The following is a 16513-nucleotide window of genomic DNA, read 5'->3' on the forward strand; positions in this document are numbered from 1 at the left end:
GGCAGGCCCCCGGATGTGTCGGGTATCAGGGTTTTTTACCGCCGAACAGGGCGTCCAGGAGGGTTTTGATACTGAAGAACCCCATGGCCACGGCCCCGACGGCCAGGATGGCCCCCACCACGAGTACCGGGATATAGAAGGGGTGGTCTTCGTTCTTAAAGGCCTGGTAGAGGACAATCGGGCCGGCGAACATCAGGCCCAGGGTGTAGGCGAGCCGTTGCAGGCCTTTCATCAATAAGCGTTTATCGGTGGGCATGGGTTGGTTTTCTCAGTTGCCGGCCGCCGCTGCACTTGCCGGAGGGCGGTCGGGAATGCCCGGGGGAAACGTTTCCCCCGGGAATTGCGCATTTACAGGCCCTAAAATAACCAGAATAGTTATATTCCGGGAACAGACAGCGCGTAAAATAAAACGCCTCGCTTATTATGAACCTCGTACTGATCCCGGATAAGTTTAAGGGCTCCCTGAGTGCCGACGAAGTTTGCGACGCCATTGCCGAAGGCCTGGGGCAGCACCAACCCGCTGCCCGATTCCGACGGTTTGCCGCCTCGGACGGGGGCGACGGATTTTTGGACGCAGTCCGGGCAACCCGGGAGGTATCCCTGCATACCGAGGTCGTTTCCGGCCCCCTGGGCCGGGAAATCCGGGCGGAATACCTCTTGGATCCGGCGTCCGGGGAGGCCTTTGTGGAAATGGCCCTCGCCTCCGGGATGGTATTGTTGGAAGAAGGGGAGCGCGACCCGCTGCAAACCAGCACCCTTGGAACCGGCCAGCTCATCCGGTCGGCTGTCGGTCAGGGTGCCCGACGCGTTTATGTCGGGCTGGGGGGCAGTGCCACCAACGATGCCGGGATGGGTATCGCTGCCGCTTTCGGATTTGAATTCCTCGGTGCGGATGGCCGGCTGCTCCGGCCTGTGGGCGCAAGCCTCGGGGAGGTATCCCGGGTGGTCGCGCCCCGGGAAGTCCTTCCGAAAGGGGTGGAAGTAGTTGCCGTGAACGACGTGTCCAACCCGTTGTGGGGCCCCAACGGGGCGGCCTGTGTGTACGCTCCCCAAAAAGGGGCGGGCCCGGAAGCCGTCGAACAGCTGGACCGCGGTTTGCGCCGCCTGGACCAGGTGGTTGCGCGCCAACTGGGGCTGGAGGCAGGGACGGAGGCCGGGGCCGGGGCAGCCGGGGGGACGGCCTACGGCCTGAAGGTATTTCTCGGGGCCCGGTTTATAGGGGGTACCGATTTTGTCTTCCGGTTAAACGGTATCGCCGAATATCTCGAAGAAGCTGCGGTGGATGGCATCTTTACCGGGGAAGGCCGGATTGATTCCCAGAGCCTGCAGGGCAAACTCATCCAGGGTGTAACGGCCCTGGGTGCCGAACACGGCATCCCGGTGTATGCGGTTTGCGGCACCTGTACGGCCAACCGGGAAGCCCTCAGGGATGCGGGCCTGACAGCGGTAATCGAGGCGGCTAACCCGGGGCGGGATCTGCAGTGGAACATGGCACATGCGGGGGAATTGGTACGGGAGGCAGTGGCCCGGTATTTTGCCGATCACCCAATCAGCGGATCGTAAGGGTGCGGGTATGTTCCTGTACGACGGCAAAATACCCCAGGGGAAAGATATCGGGCCGGTCGGTGTTGTCAAATCGGTCCTGGTTGTCCAGGTCCGTGGCGTCTAGAACATTGCCCCGGACGGTGGCGGCGGGCGCCTGGAACGGCCCCGTCAGGTCGCTCTGATCAATTAACAAACCCATGTAGTTGTAGAATTGCTGGTCGGCCCCCATTAGGTGCACTTCGAGCTCGGTCCCTGCCGGGAGCGGGTCCTCGTAGAAATAGGAAAATTGGAAAAACTGGCCCTGGTAAAAGGTGTCCTCGGTGACCAGGTAACGGGCCTCCCCAAATTCAAACAGGTAATAATTTTCCCGTTCAGCAGGGTCGGTGAAGGATACGATGATTTCGGTTTCGTCCCCGCCGTCCAGGGTCCGGTTTCCCTGCAACAGGAAATCGATGGGCGGAGCGGGTTGGTACCAGGTTTCCGCCAGGTATTGCCGCCCCTGATGACGAACCTGGAGTATGAATTGGACTTCCTCATTCAGGAAAATGGTCGGGATCCGCTGGTCGAATAGCGCATCGGGGTCCGGGATATAGATGCCGGTTCCGGGGGCCTCCTCGGCCAGGTTTGAATTGAAGGTCTCCACGAGGGTCTCCCCGTCGTACCGGTTGACGGTAATGATTGCCGCATCGGCCCGGGTAACGGGCCGCGAGCCAAAAAAACCGCTCGTTTCCGTCAGCCGGATCCGCACCGGGATAAAGGCTTCTTCCATATCCACCCGCAGCAGCCCGCCCACCACCAGCCGGGGCGGTTCCTCCGGGGTTTCGAGTTCCACCACCTCTTCGCACCCGCCAACCCAACCGGCCAGAAACAGCAGGAAGGCCAGGCGACATGCCGCCCGGAAATAATTGGGGAAGGGGTAGGAGGGGACGGGGTGTTTCATCATATTCTTAATGGAGGGATTTCCAATTATTCAATCGTAACCGTGGCTTTGAATTCCTGAACGATGGCAAAAAAGCCCAGGGGAAATACATCGGGCCGGCCCGTATTGTCCGCGTTGTCGATATTGTCCAGGTCGGTGACATCAAAGACATTCCCGCGGACGGTGGCCACGGGGGTCTGGAACGGGTTGCCACTGTCCCCGGCCTGTTCCACCAACAGGAGCATGTAGTTGTAGAATACCTGGTCGGCCCCCAGGATGGAAATATCGATTTCCGTCCCCGGATCGAATGACTGGTCGTAGAAAAAGGAAAATTCGAGCTGTTCCCCATCCGAAAACGAGTCCTCCGAGGGCAGGAACTCCCCGAAGCCAAAATCGAAGATATAGTAGTCCCCTTCCCCGGGCGTATCGGTAAAGGCCACTACCACCTCGGTCTCGTCCTCGTCAAACAGCGTGCGATTGCCCGGTTCGGCCCGGTCGATGGGTACCGAAGGCACGTATTCCGTCACTGCCGCATAGCGGCGCCCCTGCCAGGTGAGGATCAGCGTATACACGTAGTCGGCAGCGAGAACCGTGGAAACCCGCAGCCGCTGGTCGGCGTCAAAAGTGGGGTCGGGGACATACACGCCGCTTCCCGGGTCCACCTCCGCCAGGGCTCTGGAAAAGGTATTCCCTGTGGGTGCCCCGTCCCGGATTTCCTGCAAGAGGATCACTACGTCCGTGGCATCGCTGACAGGCTGTACCGTATCGAAAAAACCGGCCGTCTGGGTGAGGCGGATTTCCACCGGGACAAACTCCTGGGTGGTATCCACGCGGATCAGGCCTTCTACCACTAGGCGCGGGTCCTCCACGGGCGTCTCCACTTCGATGACGTCCTCGCAGGCCGAAAAGCTCGCCAATAGCAACCCCAGCAGCAATACCTGGGGGAACGCCGGGAGGAGCCAGGTCTGCAGGAAGGGGATGCGGAAGGAGCAGGGTGTGATCATCTCAGAAACGGAAATTATAGGTTACCGACGGCACAATGCCGAAAATGGACGTGCGGATGGCCTCGTTCCGGCCGGTATCCTGGTTTTGGCGGAAGTTGATGGACGCGGCATTCATCCGGTTGTACACATTGTAAATGCTGAAGACCCATTCGCCCCGGACTTTCTTGTCCGGATTAACACGCGGGCGCAGGGTGGCCGAGAGGTCCAGCCGGTGGTAATCCGGCAGGCGTTCCTGGTTCCGCAGCCCGTAATAGGGCACCACGAGCCCTTCAAATTCAAACTGGCCCACCGGGTAATTCGTGGGCTGGCCCGTCTGGTAGATAAAATTGGCATTCAGGCTCCAGCGGTCGTCAATTTCGTAACTGCCAAAAACCGCTACATCGTGCCGCTTGTCATAGGGCGTACTGTACCACTCCCCAAAATTGATCCCCGGCTCGTCCACGGTCCGGTTCATAAAGGTGACCTGCTCCCGCCCAGGGGTGCGCTGCTCGGATTTGGCCAGCGTATAGGCAACCCACCCCGTGAGGGCCCCCGTGTTCTTCCGCAGCAGGAATTCCCAGCCGTAGGCCCGGGCCTCCCCGTTGAGGATGACCTGTTCGATGGCATCGTTGGCAATCAGGTTTGCCCCGTCTATATAATCGATCCGGTTTTGCACTTTCTTGTAAAACGCCTCGGTTTCCAGGCTGTATTCCCCATCGGCAAAATTGCGGAAATACCCCAGCCCCACCTGGTCGGCAATCTGTGGACGCGTGTAGGGGCCGCTGGGGGTCCAGACATCCAGGGGAGTAGGGGAATTCGTGTTGGAGAGCAGGTGGAGGTATTGGGCCATGCGCATATAGCTCGCCTTGACGGAGCTCTTCTCGTTGAGCGTATAGGCCACGGACACCCGGGGTTCCAGGTTCAGGAATTTGTCCAGGGTTTCAAACCGGTCGGCCGACACCGTATCGATCGGGATATTTTCCCGGTACACCAGCGTAAACGGGTCAAAGAAAACGGGGTTGTCGTCCTCGTAAACGTAGAATTCGTCCTGGCCCAACCGGTTGAACTGGCTGACGCGCAACCCGTACCCCAGGCTGAGGCGCTGGGAAATATCGTGGGAAACGTCCACGTACAACGCGTTTTCGTTCGCGTATTTTTTGGTGAGTTGTTCCTCCACGATCCCGGACTCCTCGCTATTGGGGGAAATCTTGCCGGGGTTGAACACGTAGTAGGTGTTGTGCAGGCCGTAATTGATTTGCAACCGGTCGCTCACATAGTGCTTCAGGTCGTATTTGACATTGAAGTTGCGGATGCCCGAATTCCATTCAAAGCCCACAAAGTCGAGTTCCAGGCCGTAATAGTAATCCGAGTAGATCAGCGAGAGGTTTGCAAAAAGCTTGTCCGAAAACAGGTGGTTCCACCGGAAATTTACCACGGCATTCCCGTAGGTGTTGACAAACAAGTCGTTGATGCTGAACAGGTCGCGCCCGAAATACCCGGAGAGATACAGGCTGTTCCGGTCGTTCAGCCGATAGTTTAACTTGGTATTCAGGTCGTAGAAATACGCTTTGTTGTTGATGTCGAAGAGCGGCAGGAACAGGTGGGCATAAGAAGCCCGTCCCCCGGCCAGGAAGGCGGCCCGGTCTTTGACTATGGGTCCCTCCGCCAGCAGCCGGCTGGCCACGGCGCCGATGCCCCCGTTCATATGGAATTCCTTGCTGTTCCCTTCTTTCTGGTAGATTTCCAGGACGGAGGATACCCGCCCACCATACCGGGCCGGGATACCCCCTTTGAATAATTTGATATCCTTGATGGCATCCGGGTTGAATACCGAGAAAAAGCCGAAAAGGTGGGAGGAATTGAAGATGGTGGCCTCGTCGAGCAGGATCAGGTTCTGGTCGGCTGCCCCGCCGCGCACGTTGAAGCCGGATGAGGACTCCCCTGCGTTGGTTACCCCGGGGAGCAACAGGATGGATTTGATGACGTCCGCCTCCCCGAGGACCACGGGGATCTTCTTGATGGTCTCCGTCTTCAGGGTAGCCACGCTCATCTGCGGCTCGCGGATGTCGAGGCGTTCCGCCTGTTCGGTCACCACCACCTCGTCCAGTTCTTCGGCCTCCTCGGACATGCTGAAATCCAGGCGCCTGTCGGCCAGCAGGTCCACAGATTGCCGGATATCGGCAAAGCCCAGGTAGCGTACGACGATATCGTACGTGCCGGCGGGGAGGGTCAGGGAGTAAAAGCCGTATTCATTGGTGGTGGCTCCGGTCTGTAATTCAGGCACCAGGATGCTTACGCCGATGAGCGTTTCGTTGGAGCCCGCCTCGGAAATCGTACCGCTGAGGGTGTAACGCTCCTGGGCGAATAACTGGCATGTCGCAAAGAAAAGGAGGACACATACCGGCGGGAGCCGGAATCTGGGATTCATGCAATTTTTATTTTCCTAAAAATACGGAAAATTAGCTACCAACCCCACTGCGGCCCGGTATTAACCCAAAATTAAAGCTGTTCCAAAATGGCGTTAAAGGAACAGCTCGGACGCATGGCGCGACGTACTTTTTCAGCGTCGGGCAGGTAGTAGCCCCCAATGTCCTGCGGTTGCCCCTGGGCGTCGAGCAACTCCTGCAGAATGGTGTCGGTTTGGGCCTCCAGGTCGCTGGCAACCTTTTGGAACGCCCCGGCCAATGCGGGTTCCTCCTCCTGTTTTGCCAGGGCCCTGGCCCAATAGAGCGCCAGGTAAAAGTGGCTGCCGCGCGTATCGAGTTCGTTGACCTTCCGGGAGGGAGATCGGTTCTCCTCCAGGAATTTTTCGGTGGCTTCATCCAGGGACCGCCCCAGGATGCCGGCCTTCTTGCTGTTGTTCTTTTGTCCGTAGTGCTCCAGGGATACGGCCAAAGCCATGAATTCCCCCAGGGAATCCCAGCGCAGGTGTCCTTCCTCCAGGAATTGCTCCACGTGCTTGGGAGCGGATCCGCCGGCGCCGGTTTCAAACAGTCCCCCGCCATTCATCAGCGGGACAATCGACAGCATCTTTGCACTGGTCCCCACTTCGAGGATGGGGAAAAGGTCGGTCAGGTAATCGCGAAGGACATTACCCGTTACGGAAATCGTATCCTTGCCCTCCCGGATGCGCCTGAGCGTATAGCGGGTGGCCTCCACAGGGGAAAGTACCCGGATATTCAACTCCTCCCGGGTTTCCTGCGGCAGGTAGGCGTCTACCTTGGTAATCAGTTCCCGGTCGTGGGCGCGTTGGGGATCCAGCCAGAATACGGCCGGGGTGTTTGACAGGCGGGCCCGCTCTACGGCGAGTTCCACCCAGTTGCGCACGGGTTTGTCTTTAACCTGGCACATCCGCCAGATGTCCCCGGCACTGACCGCGTGCTCCATCAAAACTTCCCCGCTGTGCTGGTCAACCACGCGCACGGTGCCCGGATCGGCAATTTCAAAGGTTTTGTCGTGGGAACCGTACTCTTCGGCCTTCTGGGCCATCAACCCGACATTCGGGACAGTCCCCATGGTTTTCGGGTCCAGGGCCCCGTTTTCCTTGCAATCGTCAATGGTGGCCTGGTACACGCCGGCATAGCTGCTGTCCGGGATGACCGCCTTGGTGTCCTGGGGCTTGCCTTGGGCATTCCACATCCTGCCGGAATTCCGGATCATGGCGGGCATGGAAGCGTCGATGATGATATCGCTGGGCACGTGGAGGTTGGTAATCCCCTTGTCGGAATTGACCATGGCCAGGGACGGGCCCTGTTCCATGGCAGTTTCAATTTCCTTGCGGATGGATGCCGCCTGGTCTTCCGGCAGTTGCTCCAGATCCCCGAGCAGGTTTTCCAGCCCGTCGTTGGCGTCGATACCCAGGGATTCAAAGGTGGCATCGTGCCGTTGGAATACCTCCTGGAAGTAGGTGCGCAGGACATGCCCGAAAATAATCGGGTCGGAGACCTTCATCATGGTGGCTTTCAGGTGGACGGAAAACAACACACCCGATTTTTTGGCGTCGGCTACCTGCTCCTCCAAAAATTGCAGGAGCGCTTTCTTTTCCATGACGGTCCCGTCTACGATCTCCCCGTCCAGGGTCGGGATATCTTCTTTTAATACCCGGGTCTCGCCGCCGGCGCCTACCCATTCAATGCGAAGGCGCGTCCCCTGGCCCAGGGTCACCGATTTCTCATTGGATTTGAAATCGCCGGAAGACATGGTGGCGACATGGCTTTTGGAATCTGCACTCCAGGCGCCCATGCTGTGTGGGTTTTTGCGGGCGAAATTTTTGACCGGCCTCGGGGCGCGACGGTCCGAATTACCTTCCCGGAGCACCGGGTTTACCGCACTTCCTTTAATCTTGTCATAACGGGCTTTGATGGCTTTTTCCTCGTCTGAGGATGCTTCGGCCGGATAGTCGGGGATGGCGTATCCCTGCCCTTGCAATTCGGTAATCGCCTCCTCCAGTTGGGGGATGGACGCGCTGATATTCGGCAGTTTGATGATATTGGCTTCGGGTTGTTTGGCCAATTCGCCCAGGAATTCCAGGTCATTCGGGATGCGTTGGGCTTCCGAAAGGAACTCGGGGAAAGCGGCCAGTATCCGACCGGCGAGGGAAATGTCCTTGGTGGTGATATCGATTCCTGCAGTACGGGAAAATGCCTGTACGATAGGGAGTAAGGATGCAGTTGCCAGGGCCGGGGCCTCGTCGGTTTTGGTATAGTGAATGGTCGCCATGTATATTCGATCGTTTTAAAGCGGAGCAAATATACAATTTTAACTCGGCAAAGCAGACCGGGCGGGCCAATTCTGCCAGCTGCGGCCCATGTGGGCGGGTCCGCCACCCGCAAAAGCCGGAAATAACAAAAGCCATATCACTGTAACGGGTACAATTGATATGGCTTTCTAAAACAGCTAACAACTTTCTCTGTCAGGCGTTTCGCCTTCCAAAACAACACTTGGTTGCCGTTGTGCCGTTTGACGTTTGAAACATCGCTGGTGTGTTGATCCGAAAATCGCAACCCGCCAGATGTTTCTTCTTGTTGCTTAGTCCTTTTGACTTACAGGGTAAACCTGAGTTTTCCATGTAACGCATAAGGTCCCACCAACCCCGGAAGCAACAGCCTCCTTAGAGTGGCTCACCGTTTCGCTTCGGGCACTGAGGCCCTGTGTGCGATGGGTTATTCAACAATATAAAGAACGCTGACTTTATAATGATCTTTCACCGTTACCATGGACTGATAACCCCTACTTGATCACCTAGTAAATATAGGTGCAAACCTTCTCATTTCCAAAAAATTAACACTTAAAATAGTTTACAGCTTATCAACCGCGGATATTAACAATTGTTCATATCCGAAGGGGTTGGTCAATCATCGCGATCCCGGGTAATTTCCGGCTGAGTTTCCGGCTCGGTTCCGCCCTGCCCCCGGATCGTTTCAGGGGGTTAGACCCGGGCTGCTGCGTTCTTCCCGCCGCAATTGCCGCTGGATTTTACGTATGGCCGATTCGATAGACTTATCGGGCTCGATGATATTGTATTCCCCCCAGAAATCCGGATCGGAAAACCCGATGGCCTCGTCGCTCAGGATGATCGAGGTTTTAACCCGCTCCCGGTTTCGGGGCAGGCTGCCCGACTCATTGGCTTCCCAGTCCGTAACAGCCATTTCGCAACTCAGGCTGTAGACGGAATTGAATATTTTCCGGTCCCAGTTGATCTTGAATTCCAACAGGGCATTGCTGTATCCGTAATACCAGCGCCCGTTCTTCTCCCGGTAATCCACCCGGTAGGATACCTCCGTGGGGGTCACCTCGGCATTTGAGGGCTTGCGCCTGACAAACATCCGGCTCGCCATTTGTTCATCCGTAATATTCAGCGAAAATATGGCGCTGGTCAGGATCTTCTTTTCCCCGTCTATGTAGAGCTTCCCCCGATACAGTGGGTCGGCAATATGCTTTTTCTGCTCAAATCCGATAACAAAAATCAACCGGTCGTCAATCCGGGTGTTGCGTTCAAAGTAGAAATTGTAATATTCAATATACTCCTCCGAAAAAATGTATTCCGGGTATTTCATCACGTCCACAAAAAGCGCGTTGAACGGACCGCCCTGCAATTTGAGGGCTACGGTGTCCAGTTTGTCGTAATCCGTGCTCTTCCGGGCCTTGTACAACTCCATGGCGTCCTGGCGCAGGGAGGTATAGGGGGTTTTGTAGATGGTGACCACCGCCTCGGAGAGGGACACATTGCGCCGCCTCTTTTTGATGGTCTCCCGGTAAAATGCCGTCATCCGGGTGTGGTTGTCAAAATAGTTTTCCCCCTTTTTTCGGAGGGTTTCCTTTACGAGGGTCATTGCGTCCCGCGGCACTACCACGTCCACTTCCGGCAGGGTGGTGACGGAAACCTCAAGCCGGATTTCATTGTCCTCCGGGGTGAATTGCAGCAAAGGGATCCTGCGGGTCTCATAGCCCAGGAAAGCGACTTCCACAACGGCCTCGGAAATCTCCTCGGGGACCTTCAGAAGGAAACCGCCCTCGGAATTGGTCACCGTACTGATATTGTACTGGCTGAGCGACAGGGTGGCAAAAACGAGCGGGTCATTGGTTTCCGCGTCCAGCACCTCGCCCCGGTATTGCCGGAAACCGGATTCCTCCCCGGCAATTTCCTCCCCGGTACTTTCCTGTCCGAGAACAGCCGGGGCCGCCAGGAAGATAAACCATCCAAGCACCCCGATTAGATAGCGATTTTTCATACTCTAAGATACTATTTTTAGGGTAAATACGGAAGGTCAAAATCCCCGGGAAGGCAAAAGTAAATACAAAGATTTCTTAACTTGAAACACTAACCAAAACTTCCTCCCGTGGAAAAACGAACCTTCCTCAAGCGCCTGGGGCAGCTTACGGCGGCCTCTCCTTTTATCTTCCTGCCAGACGGTGCACTGGCGGGGCGCCATTCGCCCTCCGGGAGACCGCGTGAAATACCCGGACAGCAGGGTGCCGGGGCACCGATTCAGGCCCGTACAGTTTCCGGAGGCGGGGAGAACGGGTTCTGGGAAAGGGTCCGGTCGGACTACGACCTGAAACCGGACTACATCAACCTGGAAAGCGGGTATTACAACATCATTCCCCGGCCCACCCTGGAGGCCTACCTGGAAAATATCCGCATGGTCAACCGGGAAGGGGCGTATTATATGCGCACCGTGCAATGGGAAAACAAAGCGCGGGTGGCGGCCCGGTTGGCCGGGATGCTCGGTTGCACCCCAGGAGAACTCATCCTGACGCGGAATACCACGGAGTCCCTGGACATGGTAATCGGCGGGTACCCCTGGCAACCCGGGGACGAGGCAGTGTTCGCCGAACAGGATTACGGGGCCATGCAGATGCAGTTCGGCCTGGTGGCAGAACGGTTCGGCGTGATAAACCGCGTCCTGTCCCTGCCCATGCACCCGGCCTCGGACGAGGAAATCGTCGCCCTTTACGAATCGGCCATCACCCCCCGCACGCGCCTGCTAATGGTGTGCCACATGGTCAATATCACCGGGCAGATCCTGCCGGTGCGGAAAATTTGCGACATGGCGCACCGCCACGGCGTGGAAGTACTGGTAGACGGGGCGCACTGCGTGGGGCATTTCCCGGTGGACATCCCGGCCCTGGGATGCGATTATTACGGCTCGAGCCTCCACAAATGGCTGGCGGCCCCGCTGGGCGCCGGCATGCTCTATATCCGCCGGGAACACATCCCGAAAATCTGGCCCCTGCTCGCCGAGCACCCCAGGGAACCCGATGATATATCCCGGTTGAACCATACGGGGACGCACCCGGTGCATACCGACCTGGCCATCGATGCGGCCATGGACTACCTGGAGCATATAGGGATCAAGCGGAAAGCGGCGCGACTCCGGGAATTGCAACGCGCCTGGACCGAGCCTCTGCGGGCTGTTCGCGGCGTCCGGGTCAATACGCCGGAATCCCCGGAACGCAGCTGTGCCATTGCAAATGTCGGGGTGGAGGGACTCCCGCCGGCCGGGCTTGCAACTGCGCTTCTGGAAGATTTCGGGATTTATACGGTAGCCATCGACGGGGCGGGGGTTCAGGGCTGCCGGATTACCCCAAACGTCTTCAATACCCCGGAGGAGATGGCGCATTTGGTGGCCGCTGTCTCCGAAATTGCCCGGCGGGCGCGATAATCTGAGATGCGGAAAACCGGGATGCGGGAAAGCTGATATGTATCATAGTTTGCACTCTACCATAGCAGTAGCTTTAAACCCCGTCCTGGCGTTATTCCGTAAAAGGCCCAACCATAAACCACATTAACCATAAAAAACAGATAGAATCATGGAAAAATTTCAAAACAGCAGGAGGCTGGCCGGAGGGCTGGTGGTGCTCCGGATCCTGATCGGATGGCATTTCCTGTACGAGGGAGTGATCAAACTCTACAACCCGGAATGGACCAGTTTCGGGTACCTGGCCACCGCCCAGGGCCCGCTGAAACCGGTTTTTACCTCTCTGGCCTCAGAATCCCTGCTCCCCTGGGTAGACACCCTGAATTGGGTAGCCCTGATCCTGGTGGGTGTTACGCTGATCCTCGGGGTATTTGAGAAAGCCGGGGCCCTGGCGGGAATCGGCATGCTCCTGTTGTACTACCTGGCGCACCCGGCGCTTCCCGGCAGCCCCCAGCTCAATACGGAGGGCAGTTACTGGCTGGTCAACAAAAACCTGATCGAGGCCGCTGCCTGCTACCTGCTCTTCCTGCAACCGACCGGCTCGCTATTTGGCCTGCCCCGGTTGTGGTCGAAAAACACACAGAATGAACCTAAAACGCGCATATCATGAAATGGACACGCAGAGAAGCACTGATGGGCCTGGGCGGAATCCCGATCCTCGGAGCCGTATGGTGGGCTGGTGCCGCGAGTACTGTCGGCCGCAAAAAAGAACGCAATGCTATCCTGGAGAGCCTCAATATCCAGCCGAGCCTGCCCCCAGCGGTTCAGGGAATCGGCGGGGAGCCTGTGAAAATCGGCATCATTGGTTTTGGTATCCGGGGGGAACAGCTCTGCCGGTCGCTCGGCTTTGCCACAGACGAATGGATCGCGGAGATGGAGGAGGCGGAAGCCCTGGCCCGGGAAGCCGGGGAGGCCTTTACCGCCCTGGAGGATTTTAAGAACCAGGAGCCGCTGAATGTGCGGATTACCGGGGTTTGCGATATATTCGATGTCCGGGCCGAGAAAGCTGTACGCTCCTTCTCGGACGAAACCCATACGGTACGGCGCTACCGCACCTACCAGGAGATGATTTCCAGCGGGGAGGTGGAAGCCGTGGTGATTGCCACCCCGGACCACTGGCATGCCCCCATGGCCATGGAGGCGCTCCGTCGGGGGGTTCACGTTTATGTGGAGAAACCGATGACCCATACGCTTTCGGAAACCTACGAACTCCGGGATGTAGCCAGGAATTCCCAGGCCGTCCTGCAGGTGGGGCACCAACACCGGCAAACCCTGAGTTTCCGGACGGCCCGCGACATCGTGGAAAAGGGCATCCTGGGCCATGTTTCGCTGATCACCACCAACACCAACCGGAATGACGACAACGGAGCCTGGAATTACGACATCCACCCGGAAGCGGGGCCCGATACCATCGATTGGGCGCAATTCCTTGGAAGTGCACCGGAAATACCCTTTAACAAGAACCATTTCTTTCGCTGGCGCAAATGGTGGGCCTACGGCTCCGGGCTGTCCGGCGACCTGCTCACCCACGACTACGACCGGCTCAATTGTGTACTTGGGATGGGCATCCCCCGTTCCGTCATGGCTTCCGGCGGCATCTATACGCACCGGGACGGGCGAAATGTCCCGGACGTGCTTCAGGCTTCCATGGAATTCCCGGATTTCAGCACAGGCAGCAGCCAGCAAAAAGGGAAGGAGCAGGGGATGACCTTTGTCTACAGCGCCACCCTGGGCAACGGCCTGAGCAGGCCCACCATGCTGATGGGCCACGACGGGAGTATGGAACTCGGCAACCAGCTCACCATCTGGCCGGACGGCCGCTCCACGCGTTATGCAGACTACCTGGAGACCGGCAAAATGCAGCCGCAATCCCCGATATACCGCTATAACCCGGCAGCAACCGCCCTGGACGGGGTCTCTTCGGCCACCTCCCAGTATTTTGCAGACAAGGGGCTCATGTGGACCTATATCGATGGGAAGCGCGTCGATTCCACCTTCCTCCATATGCGGGAATGGCTGAGCGCCCTGCGCAATGGGGGAGCTGTGAGTTGCGGCATACAGGAAGGGTTTGAGGAGGCCATCTCGGCGCATATGGCGGGGCTCTCCTGGAAACTCGGGCGCCGGATTCAGTGGGATCCGGAAGCGCAGCGCGTGGTCCCGGTGGACGGGGTGGACCTGGATGAGGTCCTGCTCAACAGCCCTCCGGGGATCGGGGAATTTCCACCGGACATTGTGGGCTGACCCAATAAAAAAACCCGGCTTTAAAGGCCGGGTTTTTTCGTGGATTTATTTATTTAATTCCCCATAAAGAGGGCGTTGGCAAAGAATAGTTTCCCATTCTCCCAAAAGCCGCGGAACAACGGGTTGTCCACCATATAGACCACCTGGCCCCGCCCGTGGTTTTCCACCCCGAATACCAGGCTGTTGGGCAACTTTTTCAAAGCCTCACTCCCTGCAAACCCCGCTACGGGTACCGGCTGGCCCATCAGGTAGGAGACATTGCCGGAATCTAAAAGTTCGTAGGAACTGCTGCCGAGTTTCAGGCTGAAGTAAGAATCCCCGTAGCCAAAAGCCATCGGGTGAGTCGGGTCTACCCGGGTTTTGAAAATGGCCCCGGTGATGGCACTTCGGATCCGTTCGCGCTGTCCCGCTTCAAAAGACAACGGGTCCGTTCCCGGCGCCGCCTCTTCCCCGGCGGCTTCATCCGATTTTTTTGGTTCGATGGAGAATCCCGAGTCTCCTCCCAGGGCATCCAGGGCACCGCCCATGGCAATCAGCCGGCCGCCTGCGGCCACCCAAGCTTTCAGGCCTTTCACCCGTTTTTCGTTTAAGAAGCGCCGGTAGCCCCTGCCGTCCGGCAGGACCAGCACGTCATAGGCGTCCAGGTCTACCCGGTCAAAATAATCGGTGTCCAGAACGGTGAGCGGATAGTGCAATTGCTGTTCAAAAAAGTGCCATACCTCCCCGAAGTCCAGGGTGGATGTCGGTTCGCCGGAAAGGACAGCCACACGCACGTTGCTGACCACATCCACATAGCGCGAACCGAAGTCCTTGCCGGAATCCACCAGTCCGGTGCCGGCAGGTGTCAATTCCCGGCCGTGTGCCTTACGCAAGGCCTCCAGCCGGGCGGAAAAGTCCGCGTGGTGCCGGTTGTCCCCGGCCGTGATGATCAGCGTTCCGGCAGCCCAGTTCCTGCCCTCCAGTTGAAAGGGCCTGGAAGCCCTTCGCACGCGGAAGCCTTCCTTCAGCAGGGCGGCCAGGAACCGGGCGTCATCCATGCTGTCCCAGTCGGTCAGGTAGGCGTAGGCCCAGGATTCTGGGGCAGGTGCTGCTGCATCCCCGAAATCGGCCGGGCTGTCATAGGCAACAGCCGACTCCGAGGCGATGGCCTGGAGCCCGTAGGCGTAAGGCAGGGACCAAGCGGTGATATCGTACGTCAGGGAATCGCTCAGGCGCGCATCCGGCTCAAAAAGCACTTTAACCAGCGTGCCTTTCGGCTGGTCGGTGGGAACTACCAGCGCCTCGGGACCCGCCTGCATACTGCCGCTGCGGCCGGTATCGTAGCGGAACCCGCGTACGGAGCCGCCGCGTGCCCTCCCGGTGCGGACCTGGTGCTGTTCCAGCAAATCGCGGAGGGCGGCGAGTTTGTCCCGGTCTCCCTTGAGTACGTAACTCTTGTATTTGAAATTCTTCGGGCTGCCGTAAAACTTGCGGAACTCGCTGCCCAGCATCCCGGCATGGCGGGAGGCTACTTCCACCGTGCTCAGGCCGGTTGTCAGGTGGTGCGCAATCCGGTCTTTCAGGGTCAGCGTATCGCCGATGGAGGTGCGAATGGCCAGGCCGGCGCGGCCGCTGCCGCCCTGTTCATAGGTCATCCCGATGGCGCCGTTGTAGGTGGGGTAGGTATCCCCATAGCTCGGGTAAAACAGGTCAAAGACCTCCCGGGTAAAGTAAAACCAGCCGTTGGCATCAAAGTACCGGGCGTGGTTCCGCCCGATGGTATCCTGGAATCGGCGCTGGAATTCGGTAATCACCTCGTGGTAAGGTTCTGCCGCCGGGGCGAAGTAATAGGGGGCATCCACCCCCTGTTCGTGAAAATCCACATGTACATGGGGCATCCAGCGATTGTAGGCCACCAGGCGCTCCCGGCTTTCCTTCTGGGTAAGCCAGGCCCAGTCGCGGTTCAGGTCAAACATATAATGGTTCCCGCGGCCGCTGAGCCAGCCCTCGTGGTGTTCCTTGCTGTTCGGGTCTGCCTGGTAAGGGGTGTTTTTGAACTGGTTGTACCAGTTCACATACCGGTCGCGTCCGTCCGGGTTAATGCACGGGTCCATGATCACGACGGTATTCTCCAGGTAGCTGCTCCGCGTGGTGAGTAAATCGTACAGGGTCTGCATGGATGCTTCCGTACTGACGCTTTCGTTCCCGTGCACATTGTAGCTCAGCCAGACAATGGCCGGCCCCTGAGAGCCCTGCCCTTCCAGCGCCTCCAGGTGCGCCTCCCGGATGGCACCGAGGCGCAGCATGTTCGCGGCGGAAGACAGGGTGGCCGTAATCAGCGGTCGCCGCTCATTGGTTTCCCCGTATTGTTCCAGGAGTACCTGCTCACTGCGGGCGTCGGCTACATAGCGGAAATATTCAACCACGCGGTGGTGGCGCGTAAACTGGGTCCCCAATTCGTAACCGAGGAACTCGGAAGGGGATTGCAATTCCTGCCCAAAGGCGATGGCGGTAAAAAACGACAGGAAAAGCGCAAAACAATGCTTCATAAATTCAGGTTTGGGACCGGGGTTTGCCGGCGGACCAAATCTACGGAAACTTCCACAATACGTCACCCCTGGTTACGCCCCGGGGTGCTGCCGCCC

At 58.1% G+C, this 16513-nt stretch carries 11 protein-coding genes; 4 read left to right on the forward strand and 7 right to left on the reverse strand.

Annotation, left to right across the window (positions count from 1 at the left end):
* Positions 1-25: 25 nt before the first annotated feature.
* Positions 26-256: a DUF6095 family protein gene (locus AC3DKS_RS00120; RefSeq protein ID WP_041327136.1), complete on the reverse strand. Its 231-nt coding sequence runs from the start codon at positions 254-256 to the stop codon at positions 26-28.
* A gap of 167 nt (positions 257-423) precedes the next feature.
* Between AC3DKS_RS00120 and AC3DKS_RS00125 the strand changes: the two genes are divergently transcribed.
* Positions 424-1563: a glycerate kinase gene (locus AC3DKS_RS00125; protein ID WP_272608077.1), complete on the forward strand. Its 1140-nt coding sequence runs from the start codon at positions 424-426 to the stop codon at positions 1561-1563.
* Here the strand turns inward: AC3DKS_RS00125 and AC3DKS_RS00130 are convergent.
* The 5 genes from AC3DKS_RS00130 to AC3DKS_RS00150 all read right to left on the reverse strand — a co-directional run bounded on the left by AC3DKS_RS00130 (position 1550) and on the right by AC3DKS_RS00150 (position 10178).
* Positions 1550-2488 carry a DUF4249 family protein gene (locus AC3DKS_RS00130; RefSeq protein ID WP_272608078.1) on the reverse strand — a complete coding sequence of 313 codons (939 nt, stop codon included), beginning with the start codon at positions 2486-2488 and terminating at the stop codon, positions 1550-1552. The genes AC3DKS_RS00125 and AC3DKS_RS00130 overlap by 14 nt on opposite strands.
* 23 nt (positions 2489-2511) lie before the next feature.
* On the reverse strand, positions 2512-3468 hold the full coding sequence (locus AC3DKS_RS00135) for a DUF4249 family protein (protein ID WP_272608079.1): 957 nt from the start codon (positions 3466-3468) through the stop codon (positions 2512-2514).
* A 1-nt stretch (position 3469) separates the two neighbouring features.
* On the reverse strand, positions 3470-5875 hold the full coding sequence (locus tag AC3DKS_RS00140) for a TonB-dependent receptor (protein ID WP_272608080.1): 2406 nt from the start codon (positions 5873-5875) through the stop codon (positions 3470-3472).
* A 71-nt stretch (positions 5876-5946) separates the two neighbouring features.
* The gene (locus tag AC3DKS_RS00145) at positions 5947-8166 is read right to left on the reverse strand and encodes an NADP-dependent isocitrate dehydrogenase (protein ID WP_272608081.1); all 2220 of its coding nucleotides are present in this window, start codon (positions 8164-8166) and stop codon (positions 5947-5949) included.
* 701 nt (positions 8167-8867) lie between these two features.
* Complete coding sequence (locus AC3DKS_RS00150) at positions 8868-10178, reverse strand: carboxypeptidase-like regulatory domain-containing protein (RefSeq protein ID WP_272608082.1); 1311 nt, start codon at positions 10176-10178, stop codon at positions 8868-8870.
* 108 nt (positions 10179-10286) lie between these two features.
* On the opposite strand from AC3DKS_RS00150, the gene AC3DKS_RS00155 reads away from it, so the two are divergent.
* From AC3DKS_RS00155 to AC3DKS_RS00165, 3 genes are all read left to right on the forward strand, one after another.
* Positions 10287-11612 (forward strand): aminotransferase class V-fold PLP-dependent enzyme, encoded by a 1326-nt coding sequence (locus tag AC3DKS_RS00155; protein ID WP_272608083.1) that lies wholly within the window; start codon positions 10287-10289, stop codon positions 11610-11612.
* A 148-nt stretch (positions 11613-11760) separates the two neighbouring features.
* Positions 11761-12258, forward strand: coding sequence for a DoxX family membrane protein (locus tag AC3DKS_RS00160; protein WP_015754460.1), 498 nt, complete (start codon positions 11761-11763; stop codon positions 12256-12258).
* Positions 12255-13889, forward strand: coding sequence for a Gfo/Idh/MocA family protein (locus AC3DKS_RS00165; protein ID WP_272608084.1), 1635 nt, complete (start codon positions 12255-12257; stop codon positions 13887-13889). Before AC3DKS_RS00160 ends, AC3DKS_RS00165 begins: the two co-directional genes overlap by 4 nt.
* A gap of 53 nt (positions 13890-13942) precedes the next feature.
* On the opposite strand, the gene AC3DKS_RS00170 is transcribed toward AC3DKS_RS00165, so the two are convergent.
* Positions 13943-16417 (reverse strand): M14 family metallopeptidase, encoded by a 2475-nt coding sequence (locus AC3DKS_RS00170; protein ID WP_474731753.1) that lies wholly within the window; start codon positions 16415-16417, stop codon positions 13943-13945.
* Positions 16418-16513 lie beyond the last annotated feature (96 nt).

The sequence above is a fragment of the Robiginitalea sp. genome (assembly GCF_982776155.1).

Bases quoted from the DNA above. Each gene is read 5' to 3' on its own strand.
- AC3DKS_RS00140 (WP_272608080.1), bottom strand. From the start codon at position 5,875: ATGAATCCCAGATTCCGGCTCCCGCCGGTATGTGTCCTCCTTTTCTTT.
- AC3DKS_RS00150 (WP_272608082.1), bottom strand. From the start codon at position 10,178: ATGAAAAATCGCTATCTAATCGGGGTGCTTGGATGGTTTATCTTCCTG.
- AC3DKS_RS00130 (WP_272608078.1), bottom strand. From the start codon at position 2,488: ATGATGAAACACCCCGTCCCCTCCTACCCCTTCCCCAATTATTTCCGG.
- AC3DKS_RS00120 (WP_041327136.1), bottom strand. From the start codon at position 256: ATGCCCACCGATAAACGCTTATTGATGAAAGGCCTGCAACGGCTCGCC.
- AC3DKS_RS00170 (WP_474731753.1), bottom strand. From the start codon at position 16,417: ATGAAGCATTGTTTTGCGCTTTTCCTGTCGTTTTTTACCGCCATCGCC.
- AC3DKS_RS00165 (WP_272608084.1), top strand. From the start codon at position 12,255: ATGAAATGGACACGCAGAGAAGCACTGATGGGCCTGGGCGGAATCCCG.
- AC3DKS_RS00160 (WP_015754460.1), top strand. From the start codon at position 11,761: ATGGAAAAATTTCAAAACAGCAGGAGGCTGGCCGGAGGGCTGGTGGTG.
- AC3DKS_RS00125 (WP_272608077.1), top strand. From the start codon at position 424: ATGAACCTCGTACTGATCCCGGATAAGTTTAAGGGCTCCCTGAGTGCC.
- AC3DKS_RS00135 (WP_272608079.1), bottom strand. From the start codon at position 3,468: ATGATCACACCCTGCTCCTTCCGCATCCCCTTCCTGCAGACCTGGCTC.
- AC3DKS_RS00145 (WP_272608081.1), bottom strand. From the start codon at position 8,166: ATGGCGACCATTCACTATACCAAAACCGACGAGGCCCCGGCCCTGGCA.